The organism is Pasteuria penetrans (assembly GCF_900538055.1).
Lineage (GTDB): Bacteria > Bacillota > Bacilli > Thermoactinomycetales > Thermoactinomycetaceae > Pasteuria > Pasteuria penetrans.
In genome coordinates, this window is the sequence record NZ_UZAC03000001.1 from 230,673 (window position 1) to 254,525 (window position 23,853).

Sequence of the window (23,853 nt, forward strand, 5' to 3'; positions counted from 1 at the left end):
TGCAACCTTCGACAACCAACCGTTTCTGAAAAAAGGAATTATTATTTTGTTGTTGGTGATTTCAGAGATTTTGGATCCGCTGTTGCTCTCTGCCCATTTTGCCTTATAACCGTGATACCTTTACCCTTGTTCAGATCTGACTTTTTTACAATATAATACCTGTTTTCTGCTGTCCCCCCTCCAGAAGAATTGCTTTCCTTCGAATCATCTTTGGTGCTGTTGTCAGTGCTTGTCTCATTATTGTTGTTGTCTGGTTCATCTGCCTTAACTGTTTCCTCATCTGATCCACAACTCTTTTTACAGGAATCCTCAGTTCCCCCGGATTGTATCTTTTCGCTTGTACCCTCATCGGTCTTTGCCGTTACCTTATTATCCCCCTCACTTTTGCTTGAATTCTCCCCATCTCCATTGTTTTTATCTTGCGTGGTTTTAGTTGTTGAATTCTTTTCTCCGTCTTTACCCCCATTGTTTTTATCTTGCACGGTTTTTATTGTTGAATTCTTTTCTCCATCTTTACTATTTGCCCCTTGGTTTACTCCAAGCACCTCCCCCACCTTTTTCACGACTTCCCGAATAGGCCCAGGAAGCTGTTCGATGATGCCCTTGTTTCCGGATTTTTTTTGTCCATCCACTGTATTACTGTTGCTCTTTTTCGTGTTGTTTTGTTTATTTCCATCCATTACATCGCTGTTGCCCTTTTTCGTGTTGTTTTGTTTAGTATCGGTACCCGATTTTGAACCACTTTGCAAACCACCAAAACCTGATTTTGCATTTTGTTTATTATCAGTACCTGATTTTAGGCCACTTTGCAAACCACTAAAACCCGATTTTAGACCACCCGGACCACCCGGGAAATTAACCACATCACCCAATTTATTACCCATCCCATTTACGTTACCATTCCTGTTACCATTCCTGTTACCATTCACGTTACCACTCACGTTATTGCCCATGTTATTGCCCATGTTATTGCCCATGTTATTGCCCATGTTATTGCCCATGTTACCACCCGTATTGCCATCGTTGTTGGCTAACAAATTTCCTGGTGGTGTGCCTATGGGGCTGAGGAGTAGTGCACTTGTAAAAACAACACCTATTACCATATTTTTGTTTTCTATATTTTTCTTCATAATTAATTACCCCCCTCATTTATTATCGTTAATGAATCAATCAATTAAATTATATTAAAATTATAATATAATATAATATAATTATCAATAAATAAATTTTAAAATAAAATGTTAATTTTTAAGGAAAAAACATTGGATCAGAACCCACTTCATTCGTTCAAACTATTAGGCCACTTGGTATAATAGGTCCAGGTGGGTATAATGACAGGGGGTTCCCGACGTGCGCCCAATACTTATTTGATTTTATTAACAAACCTTTCTGCTGCCTTCTTGGCCTTTGTTTTTTGACTAGGTAACATTTTAGAAGCCATGGGGCCACTACGATGATTATGATTCATCAGATTGGTGGTATTTTCCACATGCCCAAGTCCGAGAGTATGGCCAATTTCGTGCGCTAGAACAGCCCCGCCACTACCGCCCCCCGGAGCAAAAATAGTATGGTAAGGTAGTCGATTTGGATCTCCTCCATCGTCAGAATACCCACTCACCGAGTTATTATTACCCTTTGCAAAACAGATCCTGAGATGTACACGGGGAGAACTCTTTTTAGGGACTTTTTTGAATCGTTGGAGACCCGCCGGAGATTCTGCGCTTGTTGTAATATTATCACCCAAAGTTTGATAGCTAACCATTTTTACCTTAAAACCTATTTGCCGGGATAAAATATCACTTGCATCCTTAATCGATTGATTGGCCCGATCCTTCCCCTTCTCTTGGTTATAGGAGGGGGTGGCATAGATAGCGGCAAGAAGGGTCTTCCCATCCGAGGTATTATCTTTATTATCTTCTGTCCCCGACCTATTACTTTGGTCCGGTTGGACCTTTCCCACATCATTTCCTGGTCCCGGTCCATCGTTGGAAGGATGGGATTGTGAACCTGATAAACGGGACGACTTGTCAGATGATCCACCAAACAACTGAGTTAATAGTTCAACGAGCTTCTTTATTGTGTTCGAGGAAGGATCCTGTTTTTCAGACGACGAATTAGCCTCCGCCTTTACTCTTTCGGTAGATGATGGGAGAGCAGAAAAACTTAGCATAGATAAACTTGAAATTAAGGAAAAGTATTTTATTATTTTTTTGTATTTTTCATTCATGATATCCCCCTCCTTTTTTCCTTATTGTTTCTATAAAAAAATTAAGAAATGTCCCATGAAAACACAGGGTCAAAGGACACCAGTGAAGTCCCAAGATACCTGTAAATTTATCTTATTTTTTATAAAGATAGAGGACCATATTCTATATCATTCGCAATATTATACAAAAATTAGGGATATCAACGAAACAAGCCAGCCCAACGGATGGATACTTGACCCTATTACAATGCGAATCGGAAACATTCCAATATTGAAAAAAACTTGGACATTGATTGGATAGATATGAGAAAAATGAATATCTGAAGTGAGAACAGATATCAAAATAACAAAGAAAAGAGATACGAAAACATTATAGGTCTCTGGTCGTTGGTTCACACATCCATTGGGATACCATGCCCCCCTTAAATGAAAACTTCTGTTACTCTATTGATTATGCAACATCCCTGTTCGCAATCATGAATGAAGTATATAATTAATAAATAAATTATAATATATAATTTAATAAATATATATAATTTAATGGAACCAAAATTTGTACCCTATTATGAAATAAACATAGGATGCTGTAGCGGAAAGAAACAACCTTACAATTGCCGCCCAGAACACTGTTTTCCAAAATTTGGTTCCCTCCTCCTTCTACCAGCGAATCACCTAACGGACAAGGTGAAACGGAGAGCAACACTGCTAGAGATTTGCCTAGCCCTCGAGCACTTTGGGAACCAGTACAAGGAGTTTCAATCCACCCCAGTCCATATGCTGTTGCAAAGGATGATAAGAGGGCAAACAGAGAGGGCTGAACAAGAAGGGCAAAAGAGACTCATGGTGCGTTCCACCTTGCCATCAAGCAGTCTGCAAAGCCCCTTTAATCCAAACGCCCAATGTCGTATCAAAGGTAAGTAATTGTGTAGAGGATATGTTTGTAACCTTGTCGAGGTCCGTGATGAGGAGAAGGGATTGAGTTTAGTCGCCCATGTAAATACCCAAGGGGCACTTCATTCCGATAAGGATTTCGGAGTTGACTATAGATCCAACCATGCACCAGAACGGAGGGTACAACTGCCATGAGGTAAGGGAGGCGGCTAAAGAATGTACTAGGGTACCCTGCGGGGAATGTAAATTTGCCGAGCAATGTGCCGCCAAACCTCTGAAAAGGGGGGAAGGATCCTGCGCACCACAGATCAGTCCTATTCAACGGCGGAACAACAAGACAAAATAGAGCAACCGGGGTACAAAGAGAAGGGGAATCGTCATGCAGCTGTGGAGGGGGTTTGTTCTTCTATGAAGAATCGTTTTCAGGCCGCCCGAATGAAGGTGCGTGGTAAGATGAGGGTGGCACGGGCCATGATGGCAAAAAGATCTGCTTATAATTTATCCCAGGTTGTTTGTTATCTTCAAAAGAAGATCAGGAAGAGAAGGATAAGATCACCCATAACTACATAGAGTTTAATATATAATACTATTTAAGTAAAAATAAAATTCGACTTTATGTCGGTTTCTTTGGTGTGCGCAAAAGGGGGCGAGATAGGAATCGGTTCCTATGATCCCACGGCGATTTCGATGGTTCAAAAAAAAATAACCGATCGCACGAAATTTTCAGGTACAATCCCCAAAAAAGGGGTACCTTTCCACCCCCAAGCACTTACGCTGGAAATACTTGAACAGACTGTTTTTATATTCATTAACAATATAAACATTTCCCAAACACATCATTTGACCTGAAAAAATAGTCTAATAATTTTGATATCTTTTTCCGCGGTAGCACCTGATTATATATGTTAACAAGATCATTTTTCTTACGATCCCTATTTTTTATCGGTGTTACTATATTGGGTTTATATTTCCCTTTCACACCCCTCTTTTCTCATGCTGATGCTTCAGGAGCACCCCCTCTAGAGGGAAAAGTGGAGGAGAACTATGCCAACTCTTCGAAGGTATTGGATGTGGGTCCTGAGGGGAATCAGGAGGCAACAACGGAGGGGGAACGTCAGTGCCCACTATCTGGGAACGTACAAGAAGGTCTAGGGGATGGGGGGAAGAAAGAACATGTAGGACGACGAGGCCGTTGTGCCGATTGTACTGTTCAGTAGACCTGGAAGGATTTCCCAAACCTCTTCCATGCAGAGTTTGTAGAACCCGGGTGGGGGGTCTCAAAGGAAAGGGGGCTTTCCGCCCCCTGTACTATACAAATTATTTACACAAATAAGGTAATCATAACCTATACGGACCGTACCCTTTCCCTCTCCCCCCTTACTATCTCTGCGACAAGAGCCCACTCCTTGTTTTGCTCCAATTCCGGCAACAAGCCAATAGCATCCTCTCTCGCCATTTCCAACATCCGCTTATCCCTCTGCAAATCAGCAAAATGAAAGCGCGGCAGACCGCTTTGGCGAACACCTAAGAACTCTCCCGGTCCCCGTAACTCCAAATCCTTTTCCGCAATCACAAATCCATCTTGGGTGGATTTTAAAATCCCCATTCTCTCCACACCCTGCTCCGTGGACGGATCAGCAACAAGTACACATACAGAGGACCTTTCCCCGCGGCCCACACGACCCCGCAATTGATGCAACTGTGCCAATCCAAAACAATCAGCCGCTTCAATGATCATCATCGTCGCATTGGGAACATCCACACCCACCTCGATCACAGTCGTGGCCACCATCACCTGTACATCACCCGACACAAAAGCCTGCATCTCCTCTTCCTTTTGCAAGGGATCCAGGCGACTATGTAATAAGCCCACCCTGTGGGGGACAAGCTGTTTTTTTAACTTCTGGTACCGCTGCTCTGCATGGTTGACATCCTCCTCATGCATAGCCTCAATCCTCGGACAAACTACGTAAGCTTGCTCACCTCGTTCGCATACAACCCGTAAATGTTTGACAAGCTGCGGCCATTTTGCGGACCGTACCCAATAGGTATCCACAGGCTTTCTCCCCTTCGGACGCTCCCGTAACAAGGATATATCCTGTTCCCCAAAGGCTGTTACCGTCAGGGTGCGGGGAATGGGTGTCGCAGTCATACACAACATGTCCGGATAGGTTCCCTTGGCATACAAAGCGGCACGCTGGTTGACACCAAAACGATGCTGCTCATCCGTCACTACAAGCCCCAATTTGGTAAATTCCACATGATCCTGAATCAAAGCATGTGTCCCCACCACTACATCCGCTGAACCATCCGCCAGGCGACCCAGTGCCTCACGTTTAGCTCGTGCCGACATCCGACTGGTCAACAAAACGAGGCGAACCCCCAAGGGTACCATCCACTGCGTCAGGGCGTTGTAATGCTGGCACGCCAAGATCTCCGTCGGTACCATACAGGCACCCTGATAACCGCTGAGCACATTGGCATATAAAGCAAATGCCGCAACAACCGTCTTCCCTGTACCTACATCCCCTTGGAGAAGACGGTGCATAGGATGGGGGGAACGTAGATCCTCTAGAATGACGGACACAGCCTCCTCCTGACCTGGTGTCAGAGACCAAGGGAGGACAGAAAAAAAAGATTTCAGGAGCCCTTCATCCCACACACGTGCAATCCCCGGCTGCTTCCTACGCTGGGCACGCCGCGCGGCCAAACAGAGCTGATGGATCAACAACTCTTCATAGGCCAATCGCCGACGTGCGTGCCTTGCTTCCTGCGAGGTGCTGGGATGATGCAACTGGGAGATGGACTGCCCACGGGGCAACAAACTATACTTTTCCCGCAAAGCTTGCGGCAAAAGCTCCTGCACCTCCCCCTGGTGTCGTTCCCAAACCGCACGTACCAATTTTTCTATGGAGGCTGAGGGAAGACCCTGTGTGGAGGAATAAATCGGCAACAAATGGTCTCCCGTACCCTCCTTGCAATCCAAGACGGTCTGCTGCACCGTGACCTGGGAACGCTCCGCATTCCAACGTCCTATCACTTGGATGGAACGCCCCTTGGAGAACTTCCTACCCCAATAGGGCTGATTGAACCACACTGCTTCCACAACATGTTCCGCCATCTCATCGGCACCGCCATCGGCCCCGGGGGGAGGGTCCACCTGTATCTTGACAGACAACCGACAACGACGCCGGGCGAACCAACGTAAGCTACTCGTTCCCCCCACCTTTCCCCGTATAGCCACTACCTCACCATCACGGAATTGACAGGAAGTCCTTGGACGATGATCCTCATATCGTAAAGGACAATACAATAAAAGATCGGCTACCGTTTCAAGACCCAATGTAGACAAACGTTTGAATTCAGAAGGTTTCAATATCGTAAAGGTGGACAAAGGGGATAGGGGAAGACCCGTCGTCAACATTCCTCATCCGCACCCTTACACCCCTGCCTGAAATCACCAGAAATTCGTCGGCGCAAGCACCGCCCTGTCCGCAAAGTGGCATCCGAGGGGACCCCGCGTGGGAACGACACCGGCATAACCCCGGAGTACATGGCCCCGGCCATCACACCCGAAGGGGCTCTCGTTACCTCTGCCCTATCCATCGCAACAGGTGCCCATGAGGAACCAATCCTATTCACCCAAGGGACCACAACCCAACCAGCAATAGGACCACAAACCCAACCCAACAAACCCTTCAAGGTAATAGCAAAAGCCTGTGCAAACATTGCTGGCTCCCCCCTGTCCCTTTACCCGTACCCAATTCGGCCTTGATAGACCCCTATCAGAAATGAAAGCATTGCTTGAAGACAAAAAACCTATCGCATCCGCAATAAGAACGTGGACCCATGGATAAGGGGAACAACCCCCAATCGAGAAGGAGACACCCCTGACAGGATATGCCGCACACCACAATCGTTGATGCAACTGCTATCTCACCCCATAGGGGGCATTGGTTCCCCATATAGCCCGAGTTTCTCCCGTACTTACATCCGATCAACGTATCCCTCATCATCCCAAAAACGAGTATCGTACCCATCCGCGGGGCCTCGCTACGAGAGCGTCCGTGGACCTACCTGATGCAATCTCTGCGTTTCTCACTCTTCCTAAGGGATCATTTCTTCCCCCTAGGGTGCTCCCACCACTCGAGAGCACCTTCTCCACCAAAGAAAAACGGTCATAAACCCACAGATCCCAATTCGGAATACCCCGCTCTCCATCCACCAAACCCCACACATCCCTGGTACGGGAATCATCCCGCTGTAACCCAAGGAGGGTGCCAAAGGGCAGGATTCCCCCGCATCCCTGAGATAGGTAACGATCCATGCACCCTCCCGTGCATATACACCCCCAAGGACACAAGCAAGCAGGTACAGAACTTCCGAATCTGTACCGTCCCTACACCATGCGAACACGGAAGAAAATCTGCCATGGAGGGACCCTTATTCGTATCAAAGACGGTACGGTACCTGAGAGTAGACACGCTCCTCGTGTATCCATTTCGTTGGCATCAAAACAGCACCCCACGAGGAGGGGCCTACGTGGGCAACCACACAAGGTGTTACTAGAATTGGCTCTACCTTGCCCAAATCATATCGGGAACGAATCGCCTCAAAAAAGGACAACGCCTCCGGGGCGGGATTCCCACCCGATAATAGGACCCCGGCCACCTCAGTATTCCTGGGAATAGCAGTCTCAAAATGATGCAACATCCGTTCTACCAAATGAGTTCGCCCCCGAACCCGTTCCAATCCTACCACTTGTCCGTCTACAACGGAAAGAATGGGGGAAATGCGCAGGAGGGAACCCAACATGGAAGAAGCCTTACCGATTCTCCCCCCCCGCTGCAAATAGGAAAAATCGTCGACAGTGAACAGAAGGGAGGCTGTGGAAAACGCCCGCTGCGCCAACGAACGGCAAAGGGATAGGGAATGACCAGATTGAGCAGCCTGAGCTGCCAACAGAACGCCCAGTCCCAATGAATAGGTAAGTACACGCGAATCCACGATTTCAATGACAGCTTCACTATATTCCCGCTGGATCGATTCCCTTGCAATATGAGCAGCTCGATAGGTACCGCTCATGGACGACGATAAATGCAACGACAAAATCTGGGTCGCACCCTGCTCTATAACCCGTCGGTATACATCCTGGAAACGCTGTGGCGAGGGCTGTGAGGTGCGGGGCATGATATCAGACTGAACCAGCTGCGCATAAAAAGCCCCCCGATCCATTCGATCGTCATCGTCCTGCACCGCCCCCCCCCATTCGACGCTCAGGGGTACCACAGATATAGGTAACGATGGATCCAGGGTCAAGGGCAAATCCGCGGTGCTATCGGTAACTATATGCAGTACCATGATCCCCCCCCCATTGGATCCACTCACTCCACTGCCAACGTATATTCATACAGAGGTTGTCCCCCCTCATGAATTTCCAACTCCACATCCGGATGCTTTTCCTTCATATGATGCCGTAGAATTTCCGTTCCCTTCTGATCCGCATCCGCACCAGTTAGAATCGTCACCACGCTACCACCCATTGCCAGCATATAACTCAATAACTCCATCGCAACTTCCACCGATTGGCTGCCCACTCGAACAATCTTACTCTCGCAAATTCCCAACATGTCACCCGGTTGTACACGCCGTCCATTGACATGGGTAGCTCTGGCAGCCCGCACCACCTCACCGGATCGCACACGTGCCGCGGCAGCCATCATATATTGCCTGTTGGTATCCTGGTCCTCATCCGGCGAAAAGGCAAGTGCCGCAGCCAAGCCTTGGGGTACGGTACGAACAGGAAGTACCACCACATGGGGAGTCTTTGCCAACTCAGCTGCCTGTTGGGCGGGGAGAACTACATTTCCATTGTTGGGAAGCACAAAAACGCAGGAGGCCCGCGTTGCATCAATAGCCTCCGCAATCTCTGAGGAACTAGGGTTACAAGTCTGTCCTGCCTCCACCACAGAAGCAGCGCCTATGCTTCGGAAAAGTTGTCCCAAGCCCTCCCCAGCTGCTACCACTACAATAGCGTAGGGCTTATCTACAGCATGCGCCGCAGAAATAGGAGCCACAACGCGGGGGGAGAGGGCCCCTTGCGGAGGTAAGGTACCCGTTCTCCCGCCGCCCTGCGAGGACGGGGGCGACGTACCCTCCAATCGAACCTTATGGTTCTGTAAACGCATATTCTCGACTTTTACATGTACCAGATCCCCATATCCTAGGGAGTTCTCGAGAACGGCTGGTACCTCCTCCGTATGTAAATGAACCTTGAGTAGATCCCTATCACGAACGACGACAATGGAGTCCCCCCACTGCTCCAATGCACGACGCAATACCCTCTCATCCAATCTTTTCAAGGAACGACGACGAATTGACAAATCAATCAAATAATTGACACAATAGCTGAACTTGCCAACACGGGAGGGGGACTCCTTCTGATCACAGATCCCGTATGAACCCCCGGCTGGTTCCCCTATCCCAGGAAGGGAAAGTCCAATTTTCGACAGTTCATCCTCCCCATCCAACAGAGCGGACAGCATACCCTTATAAACGCAAAGCAAACCATATCCACCTGCGTCCACCACACCAGCCTCGCGCAACACCTGAAGCAAAGAAATCGTTTTCGCTACCGATTGCTCAGAAGCCTGTACTAGGGCCCTCAGAACCACCTTGACATCCTCCGCGGTGTGCGACACTTGCATGGCGGCACGAACGGACTCCCTAGCCACTGTGAGCATCGTGCCCTCCACGGGCTTAAGAACCGCCTGATAGGCCGTACCCACACCGCGCTGCAGGGCAGACGAAAACTGCCGTACGGTGACCGTAAATTTCCCACTTACCGCATCGGCAAAACCACGAAAGAGCTGTGACAGGATGACGCCCGAGTTCCCCCTCGCCCCCATCAGCAAGCCACGAGCAAAGGAAGAGCTTACACCGCCCACTGTCGCGGAGCAATTAGCCCCCAGCGCCTGCAACCCTGCACGCAGAGTTAGATGCATATTCGTACCTGTGTCTCCATCGGGAACAGGGAAAACATTGAGCGAATTGACCTGATCCACATTTTCACGAAGACACTGCTCCCCCCCACGCAACATACGAAGCAAGAGCTTCTGATCAACGGTAGGCACTCGTCCCTTGCCCCTTTCTCTTCATGCTAGCGCTCCTCATTATGACCCGGGCGAACACCCTGTACATAAATGTTGACCTGACCTGCCTTTACGCCTACCATTTGATCGAGTGTATATACCACCTTGGATTGAATGTTATGAGCTACTTCGGAAATTTTGGTCCCATACCCCACAATGACATGCATATTGACGCAAAGCTCACCATCCTCTGTACGGACCTCTATCCCCCTACTGAGGTTTTCCTGACCCAACAACTCCGTAATCCCGTCCCTGAGATGGCTGAGGGAGGCCATACCTACTAACCCATAGCAATCCATAGCCGCAGCTCCGGCTATGGTAGCAATCACATCACTAGACACTTCGATTCGTCCTAATTCGGTTGATACTTCGAGGCTCATCTAGATTACCCCCCGTCCCAAACTCCACGCGCACTCGAGCTTATCTCCATTGTACACCAGCCCGATTGGGAAGAAAAGTCAACTTATGATGAGCGATACCACTTGTAGGGGGGATCCACATACCAATCGCAAGGCACTCCACCATTATGGCCCCTCGATCGCGTGTCTTGTTGCCCCTTACCGATCTATGCTACAATGTCTGGGGTTCGGGTCAGGAAATTCTCCGCATATGTATTATAACAACTCCCAATCCAGTACTGGATGGGCCTGTTTTTTGTTGGGTGAAAAATCATGGGATTCAACAAATCAACCAATGTGAGATTCTCCAGAAGGAGGGGGGCAGAGAACCATGGCACGTTGTCATGTAACAGGAAAACGCCAAAGAATGGGCCATAAGATCAGTCACTCCAACAGAAAGAGTAAGCGCACCTTCAAGGTCAATCTACAACCAGTCCGAGTTTGGGACGGTACGCGCCGTAAGCGTATTCTGGTAAGTACACGCGCCATCCGATCTGGCCTGATCGAGAAAGCTGCCAAGACACGATAAGTTCTGAAGAAACGAAAAAGGGGAATGCTACCTCACCCACCCTTAGGATAGAGATAGCATTCCTTTTTTGCAGGCTTGTTACCCTGTTGCTTTTAAAAGGATATTCCCCCGCCCCCTGTCCCTACTATAAAAAATACATGCTCCGTTTACCCCAAGTCAAAATAGAATGGGTTGGCTACCCAGATCACAAACACGTGGAACCATAGTGGCCCTCTCTCGTATACCCGCCCAAACTACCATTATGTAGAAAATATGAATACAGAAAGTTTATAAAAATAGTTATTTTTAATGATTATTATGAAATAAAAAAGAACACCAGTCTGTGCTGAATGTGAGACCTTCGGCACAGCCGGCGACTACAACTGAATTTTTCTAACACTAATGCTTTTTCCTCCGTGAACTCAAAAGCGCCCTAATCAGACCGCCGATCAGTCTAGGGACCTTGAAGGTATAAAACCTCATCCTACCTCATTCCTTTCCTGCAATCGAATACAGATTCCTATGACCAGAGGGGAGCAGATTCGTCCCACCCGTGGTGGCCCCTATACATGGGATGCAAAACTCCCACCGACGAGATTCTTGGTTCGGGGGGACTCGCATCGCATCCTATTCCGTACATACGCCCCGCGTGCTTGCTCCACTGTAAAACGAAACCACAGAATTCATCTTACATTCTATTCATAGGGACACGGAATCAGTACCTGGAACCAACAGGGGAAAACAGCATATCCCCCCATGAACCACAGGTGGCATTCCATCGCGTACCTGTATGTCAAGGGGTTGTACAAGAGATAGGGGCCCTTCGGAACGGACTGGTAGGTGGTAGGTTTCAAACTGCCTAGCACCGCTGGGGTAAAAGGGCCCCTGGTAGTGAGCGCGGGCTGGGGGAAGGCAGGGCATGATTCTGTGTCTGGTGGAAATCAGAGAGATCAACGAGATCTACGTCCAAACCGATGCCGATGTACTACATCGGAATGAACCAAGGGGACGGACCTACTTACGGCCCTGATGGGAATGCGATTATGGGCGGGATCAATTCATACGAATGGCTTATCCTGGGGCTAGAATGGCGTCGGTAACCTATCAAGGAAACGGATGGTAAACCCTCGCATGGACAAAGATTTTTGAAAATCTGATTCCACAGATGCCCAACAGATCCGGACCAGAAGACAGCATGAACCATAGGGATTGGGAAGAAAGCAGAAGTAGTATGGAATCGTGTGTTTTTGCGATTTAGATCGAAAATTTGGTAAAGTAAGAATAGACTTTTCCCAATCCCTATAGGATTCATAATAAAAATGGACGAGAGGGGACCAGAGGACAGGAACGAATTTTTCTATCTATACAAATTAATAAGATAATTATGCTTAAAAAAATATAGGAAAAAGTCACCCAAGGAGGCAAAAAAGTGGGACTAAAAATCCCCCCCGGAAAATACACATACCCGTTCGGATGCTGCCACTGAAGGAGACTAGTATCTGAAAATTTTAATATATAAATAAAACATAATAATAAACATCGGAATGAATATCATCAAGATCCTCATATGGATCTGTTTTTGCCAACGCAAATCAGGGGACCACGACAAGTAAAAACTAGAAAAACTACCGTAGTCAATACAATACTTGAACTTAAAAATATCCCGAAGAAAATAGAGCGAATTACCGCTGCGATCTCGATAAGGCAAATGTTTACCTAGCAAAATATGGGCCCATGCTGGCCATGCACTCACGCTATGACCAATCGCAACCGCAGTGTAAAGAGTTAAGACTATGGCCATTAATATAGACTGATATCCTTCAGAAAAACCTCCCTCTTTCGCAAACAAAAGAAGTAAATAGGAACCATGACACAAAACCACATAAGAGGAGAGGAAACAGAGAACCACCCTCCAAACGAACTTAGTATCCATAGTACACACTATTGCCATACGCCAACGCTGCAAACAGTATACTCTCCACAAAAAACTGAAACACCAACCTATGATGCCCAGCGTCAGCAACCATGGTGATCGCCACACCACCCAAAACCCACCCAAAGTCACTAAAAACCAACACATACCCAACCAAGGAGCTATATACCACAACCAAGCAGCAATACCCTTTTCCTGTACAATTTGATTGCATTTTTTTCGATAAGTTCGCAAATTCACAAGATCCTTATTGAAACAACGAACATGTTCTTGGAAATTTTTTAAACGTACAGATCGGGGTGCCAACCAAGACGAAAAATACAAGGATAAGCTAACACCTAGAATCAACGCGCACTCTATTTCTACACCCGATATAGTTTCTTCTGGAATAAAGTTTGAAAAATCTAATTCAAGGGCAATATAAGAAAAGGAGTGAAAAACCATCATAGAATGGAAAAAAAACCTAAAAAACCAAAGATAAAAAATTTATATCCATGCAACATTTCATTTGTATTTTTCATTAATTTACCTCCGCAGGGGAATGGAAACCACATAACCCATACGTTCATATCGAAAAAATATCAATACATAATAGCCCATCGGGTTCATGACATTCCTTGTTTCTGCAACATTTTTCGGAGTTATTCACCCTCAAGAGAAATGGTCCTTTTACCATAGGCACTTTACGAATGAACGTCCTTGTTGTACTGCTGAAGACACTGCGTTTTGAATGATCGCCATGGACCCATTGGATTAGGACTAAGACCCCTTTCCATGATCCCGATCTGATTAAAAAACTTGGCTTTACGTCCCCTCATGCCCCCAAAACCATGATCAGAAATTCTGGCCGTGGGGCTCTACACCTGTTTCCAGGTCCCCCCACCAAATTACGGTTTTCTGACCCTAGTTAGATGAGTCACCCGCCTTTGCCATCGAATCACTTTCACAGGAACTTCGGCTGCTGCCGTTCCTCCATCTGCCTCTGCCACTCGCTTAGCCGCTGCTGCTCCTTCTCCTGCTGCTCCATCCACAGATCATGGCTGCTCACTGGGTTCCCTAAGATCTCTGTGTCCGGCTTAGCTTCTTCTGCTGCTACTGAAGAAGCACCATCAGCTAAACTGCCTACTAATGACCCCTGGCCAAGGGTATTTCCTCCGTCTTCCGCTAATGTGAAGGGTGAAGACACCGCAATCATACCACCTGTAACGAGCAACACAGCCAGTTTCGAAATTAAATTTATTCTGTATTTAGGCAACATCTTAGATACACAACTCCTGACTTGCTATTATATTTATGATATTTACAATAATAAACTGCCACTGTAAAGGTCACTATAGCACATTGATCAACAATAACAAAACATCCATAGCCCGCTTACGCGACCTATGCCCCTAGCATAAACCACACTAAAGAATAGTTCGGAACACAACACCACCCCCCTTCTGCGCCTAGCTTGACGCATCCAGTCGGGATAGCTATGAATGGCATTCATAAACAATAAATCACAACCACAGGACTACTACGGCATGTTGATAAACAATAGTAAAGCATCCATATAAGCGCTCAAGCCGCTCATGAGACCCATGCCCCAAAATTTGAAGGATGCGGTAGCAATAAGGGAGTTCAATCACAATATAACAAAACCCGGCATTTCCCTCCCCGCTCATGGGATATCCGAGGTAGAGGTGATAGGTTTGGTGGAAGCACACCTCCCGGAAAAGCACGGACCTGTTGGGAAGAGGGTGTCACTAACCATACTTGAATCCCGCGCAAAGCAACCCTCACCTGAAACAAAGTGTGCTGCCTGCGGGTGTTGTCTGGCGGAAACGGGATACCGGGTAAACAAAGCCGGTTTTCAGGATAAACCCAGAATTATAAAAAACGGAATCATCAATGACTGGGTTTGTTTATCGATTATGCGTACACAGAGATGGGAGTGCCCGGTGTGCGGGAAAGAAGATATTACCCATGTGTATTCCATAATTGAACCTAAGAACACGTACACAAAGGCATGTAAAAAATCAGTTGCCGATATGGCAAGCGTTTCGACAGCAAAAGCTTCTGCGAGGTATCATGGGATCCCAGAGAAGACGGCTTATGGAATGCTGTTTGAGGGATCCCTTCCTGAACAGGGACAGAAGCTGGAAGAGGAGGCCCTGAAAAGATATCAAAACCGGGAAGTCAGTCCAGAAAAAATGCAAAAACTTTTGCATTTGATCATCGAGACAGGGAACAAAAATATAGTAAAATCAACAGATCTTGATAAAATTGATAGTTCGGACGAACTCCCGCTGATGTATCGTAATCAGAAAAATATCATTATGTACGATGAAGAAGGGAGAGGTGTGGTGTTATCCCCTCAGGAGCTGAAACGGCTCTGTGCCCTGTGTACATATGGTATCATTTGCATCGATGATACCGCCATACGTAAAGGGAATGAGTACGTAACCCTCTTTCATGATCCAATTCATAAGACCGTATTGGCCGTGATCAAGGGGAGAAGTCAAGAGGAACTTTAAAAGAATATCAAGGAGTTCCACCCGAAATTGCTTGAGCTGAAACCAGCTGCCGTTATGAGGGGTGCGAACAGCCCCCTCCCCAGGATGAACTGGCGCTGCAGGAGCTACTCAAATACTTTCCTGACCTCAAACTCCAATACGAGAAAATAGAGAAAACCCGCTCCCGTTTTCGGGAACAGTATGAAAAATCTATGTTATCTAAAGATGATGTTGATGAATGCATATCATATATTCTCAATATGTATGAACACCTCATATCAGGATACAAAAATATGCCTAAAAACAAGAAAAAGAATTGTTTTTTAAAAATAAAGCAGGCAATCCGTGGGGCCTTGAAAAACCGTTGTTGGGAAACCATGGATTCACAGGTGAGAGCCTTCGTAAAAAGGGTTTTTGAGTATACTTCCTCTTGGTCCCATTTGGAGAAAGCTTACTGGTTTGTGACTATTAAGCCCCCTGTTATAATAGGTCCAAGTGGGTATAATGGGAGCTGGTTCCCCGTAAGGGGTGAACACGGAAATGGCACGGAGAAAATTTTCGTTGGAATTCAAGCAGAAGGCAATTGAACAGGTCAGGGGTGGGCAACATGTTGTCCAGGTATCTAGACAGCACGACCTTGCTGTTAGCACGATTAACCGTTGGATAAAGGAGGACAGGGAGGGCGTATTAGCCAGCTCATTCTCCTCCTCGAAGGGTCATCGTCCGATGAATTCCTCGTCCTTCCGGTTTCTGCAGAAGGAGATTGATAATTTAAAGAGACTCCTGGGCAGTAAAGAATTGGAAATTGGTTGATGGAAGCGGAGACCCATCTTAGACATAAACAACCCCCCGGATAATTTACGCACTTGATCGGACGCAACCAAAGGGCCCCCGAAGGAGCCCAGACACCAAATTTAGGATGCAACCAATCTATCAGTTAGGTTCGGCCAGGAACGGAAGAAAATAATATATCTATACTTTCAACACCCCACAATTCCTTTATTTCCTCTAGTAGCATTTCGTCCATCTCCTCAGTTTCTTTAACTTCCTCAGTTTCTTTAACTTCCTCAGTTTCCTCAGTATCAGTAGGTCCTATGATACCTATCATTTGAAGAATTCTTAAATTATATATCCCATCTGTTTTAAATTGATTAATCTCATCTTCATATGCCTTAGCTTGCCTCCCCTTTTCATTAATCGCTCTCACCTCATTAAGTAAATAAAGCACTTTCTCCCTTTCGGCATTTCTATTTACCGCACTCCCTCTAGCCTTAGCCTCTTCATTTCTCTGTATCGCATCATTAATCTCAGACAGTCTGGCTTTCAGCTCCTCCAAAAGTTCTCGTCTTTCTAGTATCTCATCTATTTCTTTCGTACTACTATATCCCCACTTTTTTAGTATTTTTTCTATTACATTTTCCTTTTTACCACTCATATTTTCAGCTAAAACTCCAAAACGACCCTTCTTAGAAAGATTTTTATATTCAACAGTATCTTTATTAATCCCCTCAATGAACTCACTTACTATCTCTGATGCCATTTTCCTCCATTGCTGACGATGATACCCCAGATTTTGTCCTGCCGTGTCTTCACCTGCTTCTGTTTTTGATTGCTCTCCCGCATGGGTTGCCACCTGCTGCTTATCCTCCAACAGTGCTTTCGCACCCGATGCTACACTACTCAACGCAGGCACAAGATCCTGATTTTCTGCTTTTGATTGCTCTTCCGCATGGGTTGCCACCTGCTGCTTATCCTCCAACAGTGCTTTCACACCCGATGCCGCACTACTCAACGCAGGCACAAGATCCTGATTTTCTGTTTTTGATTGCTCTCCCGCATGGGTTGCCACCTGCTGCTTATCCTCCAACAGTGCTTTCACACCCGATGCCGCACTACTCAACGCAGGCACAAGATCCTGATTTTCTGCTTTTGATTGCTCTTCCGCATGGGTTGCCACCTGCTGCTTATCCTCCAACAGTGCTTTCACACCCGATGCCGCACTACTCAACGCAGGCACAAGATCCTGATTTTCTGCTTTTGATTGCTCTTCCGCATGGGTTGCCACCTGCTGCTGCTTATCCTCCAACAGTGCTTTCACACCCGATGCCGCACTACTCAACGCAGGCACAAGATCCTGGTTTTCTGTTTTTGATTGCTCTCCCGCATGGGTTGCCACCTGCTGCTGCTTATCCTCCAACAGTGCTTTCACACCCGATGCTACACTACTCAACGCAGGCACAAGATCCTGGTTTTCTGTTTTTGATTGCTCTCCCGCATGGGTTGTCACCTGCTGCTGCTTATCCTCCAACAGTGCTTTCACACCCGATGCTACACTACTCAACGCAGGCACAAGATCCTGGTTTTCTGTTTTTGATTGCTCTCCCGCATGGGTTGCCACCTGCTGCTGCTTATCCTCCAACAGTGCTTTCACACCCGATGCTACACTACTCAACGCAGGCACAAGATCCTGATTTTCTGCTTTTGATTGCTCTTCCGCATGGGTTGCCACCTGCTGCTTATCCTCCAACAGTGCTTTCACACCCGATGCCGCACTACTCAACGCAGGCACAAGATCCTGGTTTTCTGTTTTTGATTGCTCTCCCGCATGGGTTGCCACCTGCTGCTGCTTATCCTCCAACAGTGCTTTCACACCCGATGCCGCACTACTCAACGCAGGCACAAGATCCTGGTTTTCTGTTTTTGATTGCTCTCCCGCATGGGTTGCCACCTGCTGCTGCTTATCCTCCAACAGTGCTTTCACACCCGATGCCGCACTACTCAACGCAGGCACAAGATCCTGGTTTTCTGTTTTTGATTGCTCTCCCGCATGGGTTGCCACCTGCTGCTGCTTATCCTCCAACAGTGCTTTCACACCCGATGCTACACTACTCAACGCAGGCACAAGATCCTGATTTTCTGCTTTTGATTGCTCTTCCGCATGGGTTGCCACCTGCTGCTTATCCTCCAACAGTGCTTTCACACCCGATGCCGCACTACTCAACGCAGGCACAAGATCCTGGTTTTCTGTTTTTGATTGCTCTCCCGCATGGGTTGCCACCTGCTGCTGCTTATCCTCCAACAGTGCTTTCACACCTGATGCTACACTACTCAACGCAGGCACAAGATCCTGATTTTCTGCTTTTGATTGCTCTTCCGCATGGGTTGCCACCTGCTGCTTATCCTCCAACAGTGCTTTCACACCCGATGCCGCACTACTCAACGCAGGCACAAGATCCTGGTTTTCTGTTTTTGATTGCTCTCCCGCATGGGTTGCCACCTGCTGCTGCTTATCCTCCAACAGTGCTTTCACACCCGATGCTGCACTACTCAACGCAGGCACAAGATCCGCGCCGCCTGCTGACGTTGATGCTCCACCTCCTGCCAGTACTGGTGCCGGTTCCGGTGCTGGTTCCGCCTGCTGTTGCTTCTGACCTCTCTCTTCTGCTTCTTCTGCTACTGATACAAGGGGTGAAGACAACGAAATCATACCACCTGTAACAAGTAACACGGCCAGTTTTGAAGTTGAGTTTTTTCTGTATTTAGGCAACATTTTTAAATATACACACTCCTAATCTAAATATATATTATGGTATTTACAGCAATAAACTACCACTGCGAGGGTCACCATAGCACGTTGATAAACAATAACAAAACATTCATAGCTCTGCCTATGACCTATACCCCTATCACCAACCGAGCTAGAATAGTTCGGAACACGTTATCCCCTCTGCACCTAGCCTGGCGCATCCCATCAGGATGGTATGACATAAATTGCGTTCATAGCAATAAATTACCACCACCGAAGTCATTGTAGCATGTTGATAAACGGTGGTAAAGGGTGATATCCCTTTTTCGGTTGTAATCTCCCCCTGGTTGACTTTCTTGGGTTCCCCATCCTTCGGAAATCATATCATCGTAATGAATTATAACCATTGACATACATAATAAAAGTTAAAATTACACAATAATTTAAAAATTATGATAAAACATAAAAAATTACTGTAAATGGCAACTATGTAAAAAAATGGAAGCCATACCCATACCCAGGGTAGTTTGGTTTTCCTGAAAATAAATGTAAGAATATTCTTTTTTTAGTGTGAAGATAGGGGATACATGGCAGGGATAGCGAATTCTCCCAGTCCCCATGCGGACACAGAGTGATTATCCATCCCACTAAGTTTCTTTGCCTGCTCTAAGTTGAAATTTTTATACACGGAATCAATCACCCTTTGGAATGAATCAAGGGTAGGATAACAGCTCACTCCATTCGTATAACGTCTGGCCTCTCTGTGATTTCTCTCTAAGGAACCCGTTGTACGATTTTGAACAGCATCCGCTAGGTCGTAATCGAGATACGTTGTCACATCATCAAAGGAAGCCCATAGACCTTCAACGAGCTTGGGCAACTTGGATTGATAGTCATCACTAAAGCGTATCAAGCCATGAAGGGCTTCTTTTTTGTCAAGAACATGAAAAATGTCTTGATAAATCCGGCTTCGGATGGGTTCCCACTTCACTCCTTTTTTTCTCGGTCTATCCTTTCTGAAGGCCTGGTAAAGATTCACCATTTTGTGGAATTGACACCCTTGAAAACCTGCTTCGGGATATACTTGGCTTAGCGCCTTTCTGATTCCCTTATGACCATCAGCAATGAAAAGGGTATCAGGACCCATCCGTAAACCACGGTCGTAAACATTTTGGAGGGCTTCATACCAAGTTTCAGCTGTTTCGGGGGGATTTACCAAACTTGATAAAACCTCATCTGTTTTTATCCCTGATGTATTTTTCCTACTCGCTTTTATGACATAGACAGCTACTTTCCCGAATCCACGAACGGGTTTGTAGTAAGCATCCACCTTTACGGTCCTAATTTCATGCGGGTTTCTTATGGGTTCCTCATTGAATCCTCTATTCTCTTCCTTTAGATGTCCCATAAGTAATCTTGACACAGTGGAGCGTGAGATTTTTGATCGCAGAATATCATTCGACAATTCGGATATTTTTTTTATGGACATACCGGCCTTACGTAAGGAGGAAAGAATATCTATACACGACTTCGTATATTTTTTGTAGGGTTTAGTAACCGCAGATCGGAAATGCCCTTTCCTTGGCTGGGGGTCATAGTAAACCACAATTCCTTTGCTGGTGCTTTTTTTACGTTTTTTATAACCATTTCGGTCTACTTTTGGGAAATCGGGACCCCTTTGGTGTTTCTCCCGGCCACCTAAAATTTGTTTTTTAAACTGATAATTGGCTATAAAAGTATAAGCCCTCCCCATGGGACCAGGAGCCCATTCAGAATCTTCCTCGATCTCTTCCACTACATGGGGGATGGATTCCTGAAGCGATAATCCTTTCTGTTCGTAATGTTGTATACGTTCTTCTATCCTTTTTTCCATTCTGTCTATATCCAAGTCAATTGGAATCATAAAACCAACCTTTCCTATATTAAGTTTTTCATTTCAGAAACCAAGCGGTTGTCCTCTATACATTTCCCCACTCTTGTCTTGTATTTCCCTTTTTTATCTCACCTAACCCTGTTGATCATCATGCATATCGCGGAGGATCCAGAAGGGATCATGGAACAGAGTTTTTGAGTAGAGGATCGACTGTTTCCCAAGGGCAATAGCGGGAATTGCGTATGTAAAAGTGAGAAGGACTATAGGGTCGCATAGGGCTACATAAGGGCAACGACAGTCATAGAAGAACCCCCCTTCCCCACAAGGGAGAGGGATAAAGGAAGGCCATGCAGCAGCGCCATTCTGGAGCCCCCACGATGGAGAAGCCAGGCGCCATTACACAATGGGCCAGGCCAACACAAACAACAATGGTGAGTTGGGGGGAGGAGGGGTAGGGGCGCGAAAACCCCCTGGCCTAGGCCAGGGGGCAAGGGGAAAAGAACAAAAACACAAGGGAATCAAAACAAAAGATCAAGGGACTAAAGGCAAAAACAGAGACCAAAAACAGGGGGAGGGAGAGCTTTAGGTTCTACTGAGATTCCCGTTTCGTGTAGGAGGGACGTTTTGCTGACCTATGGATTCCTCCAGAGGGAACCCCCTGATTAAAATAAAATTATTCTGAAGATATATCTAACCACGATTCCGAGAAAAAGCACCCCTATAACGCCTTTTGTGCTATTTACAATATGATTTAACAATAAATTTCTATCTATTTATTAAAAACATAAAAACAATTGTTAATCGAAAAGACGCAAATAGGGAATTTTTAGGGACCACAGACTACCCGCTCTTGAATCTTACAGCGGAAAGTGGGATATGACCTGGTAAAGCATGATGCTACCGCGAAAAATAGTATAAAACTAATTATAATATTTAGATAAAATTAAACAATATGTTTAATAAAATATTTCATTGTTAATTAATATAAAAAAGTCTATGTAAACATCTATAGCATGTTAAACCTTATTACTATCGTCTATTTTTTTGAACCCCTACAATCATAGTGGATCGTTCCTATTTCAATCCTCCCCCAGATCCTCTTCTGCAGATAACAAGATAACAAGCGATCTGGGATCAATAATAAGCTGATCCCTTTGCCATCATGGCCCGTGTCACCCCTATCTTACCGCGTACCTTCATCTTGGCAGCCTGAAAACGATTCTCCTCTATATGAAAAACCAGTCCTCTGCAGCCGCACGATGATTACCCTCCCCCTTGTACTCCCGTTTTGTCCCGTTGTTTTGCTGTTGAATAAGACTTATCCGTGGTACGCGGGAACCTTCCCCATCTCTCTTTAGGAGTTTAGCAGCACATTACCCGGCAAATTTGCATCCCTCACAGGTTCCCTCATGGAAGTGGGCTACCATCTTATCTTTGCCATTCTTCCCAGGTTGGTATGTGGATGAATCGGTAGTCCTGCCAACAGGGCACCGATTGATCTTTCCATCCTCACCCAACTCACCCCTTTTTTACGGAGATTTTCCTTCCGCCTCGTCCTATCCGATCGTGTGTATATCGATGAAACGTTCCGCGGCTGCCCCCTTACCTCATGAGGGGTGCGAAAATAGCCCCCTCCGCACTGTACAACCACCACCGGCCGGTAACTCTGCAAGTGAGTGGGTCTGATCGAATGTATCCTCCTGTCGTTAGCCACTCTCCCAAATAATGAACAACCCAATCCGTTACACCATGGACACGACAGACATGTTGTGTGGCAAACGCATCGAACCAGCCCACACAACGTGGTCTCCCTGCAATAGTCCCTTACTCCTTATTTCATAAAAAAATAAAAGACCTGTCCCCTTCAAGGACAGATCCTACTATTCCAAAGGCTACCTACAGAAAAAAGGGAACGATCCCCTATGTCTTCTTGCCGGGGAAAGGAACAATAGAATCCTCTTACCCATCTATCTTCTCCTTTTTTCCTAATCCCCCTATGTTCCAGCCCCTAACGACTTCTCAGCAAACAGTTTCTCAGCAATTTGATTCACTGACCGAAGACGCTCAGAACTCTTATCGTTTGATGCTTTTTTTATCTCATGATCCCAAAAATCTGCAAATTGCTCGGTTGGTATTCCCATTCTATTTTTAATATCTTTAACCTCACGGATCAAACGAAAAAGTACTTCAGCTTTATCATCATCAGAAACAATCCCCAAACCTACCCCCTTAGGTCCCCTCTTTCTAGCCTCATCCATAAGCTCATCCTTCAAACCTTGCAATATCCGTATATTTTCATCCGCCCGGTACCGCTCCTGTCTCCGCTGCCCATCCCTCTGTTCTCTTACCACCGATGCCGCCTGCTGTCGCCCTCCTTCTGCTGGTACCGCCCGATGGTGCTGCTGCTCTGCTCCCTCTGAGGAGGGTACCACCTGCTTCTCCCCTACTGCTACGGGTGCCACCTGCTGTGGCTGCTTCCCTCCCACTGCTGGTTCTGCCTGTCCCCCATCTACACCTTCCGCTAACGTAAAAGGTGAAGACACCACAGTCATACCACCTGCAGCAAATAACACAACCAGTTTCAAAATCGGATTCTTTCTGTACCTATGCACCATTCAAACAACAACTCCCTTTATAGTATATACTATGGTGTTTATAACAATAAATTACCACCATGGGAATCATTGTAACATGTTGATAAACGATATTGTAAAACATCCGTAGACGCTCACCACTTATGCTCCTACCATCAGCCACGCTAGAACCGTTCAGACCCCACCACCCACCGGTCGGTTCGAAGTACCCTACCTCCATCCCTTCCCTTCTACGCCCATCGTAGCGCCTCCCATCAGAACAACGGCAAAAAAAG

The 23,853-nt window shown here is 46.4% G+C and carries 25 protein-coding genes; 8 read left to right on the top strand and 17 right to left on the bottom strand.

Going from position 1 to position 23,853, the window contains the following annotated elements:
- Window positions 1–41: 41 nt before the first annotated feature.
- Both PPRES148_RS00950 and PPRES148_RS00955 read right to left on the bottom strand, forming a co-directional pair.
- A complete protein-coding gene (locus PPRES148_RS00950) occupies window positions 42–1,130 on the bottom strand; it encodes a hypothetical protein (protein WP_149452814.1) in 1,089 nt (362 codons plus the stop codon).
- Window positions 1,131–1,363: 233 nt separating this feature from the next.
- Entirely contained in the window at window positions 1,364–2,227 is an 864-nt protein-coding gene (locus PPRES148_RS00955) for a M10 family metallopeptidase domain-containing protein (RefSeq protein WP_149452815.1), read from the bottom strand.
- 663 nt (window positions 2,228–2,890) lie between these two features.
- On the opposite strand from PPRES148_RS00955, the gene PPRES148_RS00960 reads away from it, so the two are divergent.
- The 4 genes from PPRES148_RS00960 to PPRES148_RS00970 all read left to right on the top strand — a co-directional run bounded on the left by PPRES148_RS00960 (window position 2,891) and on the right by PPRES148_RS00970 (window position 4,314).
- Window positions 2,891–3,127, top strand: a complete 237-nt coding sequence (locus PPRES148_RS00960) for a hypothetical protein (RefSeq protein WP_149452816.1) — start codon at window positions 2,891–2,893, stop codon at window positions 3,125–3,127.
- A complete protein-coding gene (locus PPRES148_RS10325) occupies window positions 3,128–3,292 on the top strand; it encodes a hypothetical protein (protein ID WP_187820312.1) in 165 nt (54 codons plus the stop codon).
- A gap of 63 nt (window positions 3,293–3,355) precedes the next feature.
- Window positions 3,356–3,667: a transposase gene (locus PPRES148_RS00965; RefSeq protein ID WP_149452817.1), complete on the top strand. Its 312-nt coding sequence runs from the start codon at window positions 3,356–3,358 to the stop codon at window positions 3,665–3,667.
- A 332-nt stretch (window positions 3,668–3,999) separates the two neighbouring features.
- Entirely contained in the window at window positions 4,000–4,314 is a 315-nt protein-coding gene (locus PPRES148_RS00970) for a hypothetical protein (protein ID WP_149452818.1), read from the top strand.
- A 128-nt stretch (window positions 4,315–4,442) separates the two neighbouring features.
- Here PPRES148_RS00970 and recG read toward each other — a convergent pair whose 3' ends face one another.
- The 6 genes from recG to PPRES148_RS01000 all read right to left on the bottom strand — a co-directional run bounded on the left by recG (window position 4,443) and on the right by PPRES148_RS01000 (window position 10,628).
- Window positions 4,443–6,521, bottom strand: a complete 2,079-nt coding sequence (gene recG / locus PPRES148_RS00975) for an ATP-dependent DNA helicase RecG (protein WP_149452819.1) — start codon at window positions 6,519–6,521, stop codon at window positions 4,443–4,445.
- Window positions 6,515–6,826, bottom strand: a complete 312-nt coding sequence (locus PPRES148_RS00980) for a hypothetical protein (RefSeq protein ID WP_149452820.1) — start codon at window positions 6,824–6,826, stop codon at window positions 6,515–6,517. Before PPRES148_RS00980 ends, recG begins: the two co-directional genes overlap by 7 nt.
- Before the next feature lie 283 nt (window positions 6,827–7,109).
- The gene (locus tag PPRES148_RS00985; RefSeq protein WP_149452821.1) at window positions 7,110–7,424 is read right to left on the bottom strand and encodes a hypothetical protein; all 315 of its coding nucleotides are present in this window, start codon (window positions 7,422–7,424) and stop codon (window positions 7,110–7,112) included.
- A gap of 125 nt (window positions 7,425–7,549) precedes the next feature.
- Entirely contained in the window at window positions 7,550–8,458 is a 909-nt protein-coding gene (locus PPRES148_RS00990) for a DegV family protein (protein ID WP_149452822.1), read from the bottom strand.
- A 23-nt stretch (window positions 8,459–8,481) separates the two neighbouring features.
- Complete coding sequence (locus tag PPRES148_RS00995; protein WP_149452823.1) at window positions 8,482–10,230, bottom strand: DAK2 domain-containing protein; 1,749 nt, start codon at window positions 10,228–10,230, stop codon at window positions 8,482–8,484.
- Window positions 10,231–10,256: 26 nt separating this feature from the next.
- Window positions 10,257–10,628, bottom strand: a complete 372-nt coding sequence (locus PPRES148_RS01000; protein ID WP_149452824.1) for an Asp23/Gls24 family envelope stress response protein — start codon at window positions 10,626–10,628, stop codon at window positions 10,257–10,259.
- 349 nt (window positions 10,629–10,977) lie between these two features.
- Here PPRES148_RS01000 and rpmB point away from each other — a divergent pair, with 349 nt between their 5' ends.
- Entirely contained in the window at window positions 10,978–11,175 is a 198-nt protein-coding gene (gene rpmB, locus PPRES148_RS01005; RefSeq protein WP_149452825.1) for a 50S ribosomal protein L28, read from the top strand.
- A 378-nt stretch (window positions 11,176–11,553) separates the two neighbouring features.
- On the opposite strand, the gene spoVM is transcribed toward rpmB, so the two are convergent.
- The gene (gene spoVM / locus PPRES148_RS13195) at window positions 11,554–11,637 is read right to left on the bottom strand and encodes a stage V sporulation protein SpoVM (protein WP_149454172.1); all 84 of its coding nucleotides are present in this window, start codon (window positions 11,635–11,637) and stop codon (window positions 11,554–11,556) included.
- An 86-nt stretch (window positions 11,638–11,723) separates the two neighbouring features.
- Here spoVM and PPRES148_RS01015 point away from each other — a divergent pair, with 86 nt between their 5' ends.
- Window positions 11,724–12,017, top strand: a complete 294-nt coding sequence (locus PPRES148_RS01015) for a hypothetical protein (RefSeq protein ID WP_149452826.1) — start codon at window positions 11,724–11,726, stop codon at window positions 12,015–12,017.
- A gap of 629 nt (window positions 12,018–12,646) precedes the next feature.
- Here PPRES148_RS01015 and PPRES148_RS01020 read toward each other — a convergent pair.
- The 3 genes from PPRES148_RS01020 to PPRES148_RS01025 all read right to left on the bottom strand — a co-directional run bounded on the left by PPRES148_RS01020 (window position 12,647) and on the right by PPRES148_RS01025 (window position 14,345).
- Window positions 12,647–13,411 carry a hypothetical protein gene (locus tag PPRES148_RS01020; protein ID WP_223127893.1) on the bottom strand — a complete coding sequence of 255 codons (765 nt, stop codon included), beginning with the start codon at window positions 13,409–13,411 and terminating at the stop codon, window positions 12,647–12,649.
- Between the two features lie 359 nt (window positions 13,412–13,770).
- Window positions 13,771–13,905 (bottom strand): hypothetical protein, encoded by a 135-nt coding sequence (locus PPRES148_RS12715; protein ID WP_281289886.1) that lies wholly within the window; start codon window positions 13,903–13,905, stop codon window positions 13,771–13,773.
- A gap of 125 nt (window positions 13,906–14,030) precedes the next feature.
- The gene (locus PPRES148_RS01025; protein ID WP_149452828.1) at window positions 14,031–14,345 is read right to left on the bottom strand and encodes a hypothetical protein; all 315 of its coding nucleotides are present in this window, start codon (window positions 14,343–14,345) and stop codon (window positions 14,031–14,033) included.
- Window positions 14,346–14,670: 325 nt separating this feature from the next.
- On the opposite strand from PPRES148_RS01025, the gene PPRES148_RS01030 reads away from it, so the two are divergent.
- Both PPRES148_RS01030 and PPRES148_RS01035 read left to right on the top strand, forming a co-directional pair.
- Complete coding sequence (locus PPRES148_RS01030) at window positions 14,671–15,606, top strand: transposase (RefSeq protein ID WP_149452829.1); 936 nt, start codon at window positions 14,671–14,673, stop codon at window positions 15,604–15,606.
- Between the two features lie 519 nt (window positions 15,607–16,125).
- Window positions 16,126–16,398 carry a transposase gene (locus PPRES148_RS01035; RefSeq protein ID WP_149452830.1) on the top strand — a complete coding sequence of 91 codons (273 nt, stop codon included), beginning with the start codon at window positions 16,126–16,128 and terminating at the stop codon, window positions 16,396–16,398.
- A 124-nt stretch (window positions 16,399–16,522) separates the two neighbouring features.
- Here the strand turns inward: PPRES148_RS01035 and PPRES148_RS01040 are convergent, their stop codons facing one another.
- The 5 genes from PPRES148_RS01040 to PPRES148_RS01060 all read right to left on the bottom strand — a co-directional run bounded on the left by PPRES148_RS01040 (window position 16,523) and on the right by PPRES148_RS01060 (window position 23,798).
- Window positions 16,523–19,135, bottom strand: coding sequence for a hypothetical protein (locus PPRES148_RS01040; protein ID WP_149452831.1), 2,613 nt, complete (start codon window positions 19,133–19,135; stop codon window positions 16,523–16,525).
- A gap of 541 nt (window positions 19,136–19,676) precedes the next feature.
- Complete coding sequence (locus PPRES148_RS01045) at window positions 19,677–21,014, bottom strand: IS256 family transposase (RefSeq protein WP_149452832.1); 1,338 nt, start codon at window positions 21,012–21,014, stop codon at window positions 19,677–19,679.
- A gap of 1,572 nt (window positions 21,015–22,586) precedes the next feature.
- Window positions 22,587–22,781, bottom strand: a complete 195-nt coding sequence (locus tag PPRES148_RS12160; RefSeq protein ID WP_223127894.1) for a hypothetical protein — start codon at window positions 22,779–22,781, stop codon at window positions 22,587–22,589.
- A gap of 197 nt (window positions 22,782–22,978) precedes the next feature.
- Window positions 22,979–23,599, bottom strand: a complete 621-nt coding sequence (locus PPRES148_RS01055; protein ID WP_149452833.1) for a hypothetical protein — start codon at window positions 23,597–23,599, stop codon at window positions 22,979–22,981.
- Window positions 23,589–23,798: a hypothetical protein gene (locus PPRES148_RS01060; RefSeq protein ID WP_149452834.1), complete on the bottom strand. Its 210-nt coding sequence runs from the start codon at window positions 23,796–23,798 to the stop codon at window positions 23,589–23,591. The genes PPRES148_RS01055 and PPRES148_RS01060 overlap by 11 nt, the downstream gene beginning before the upstream one ends.
- Window positions 23,799–23,853 lie beyond the last annotated feature (55 nt).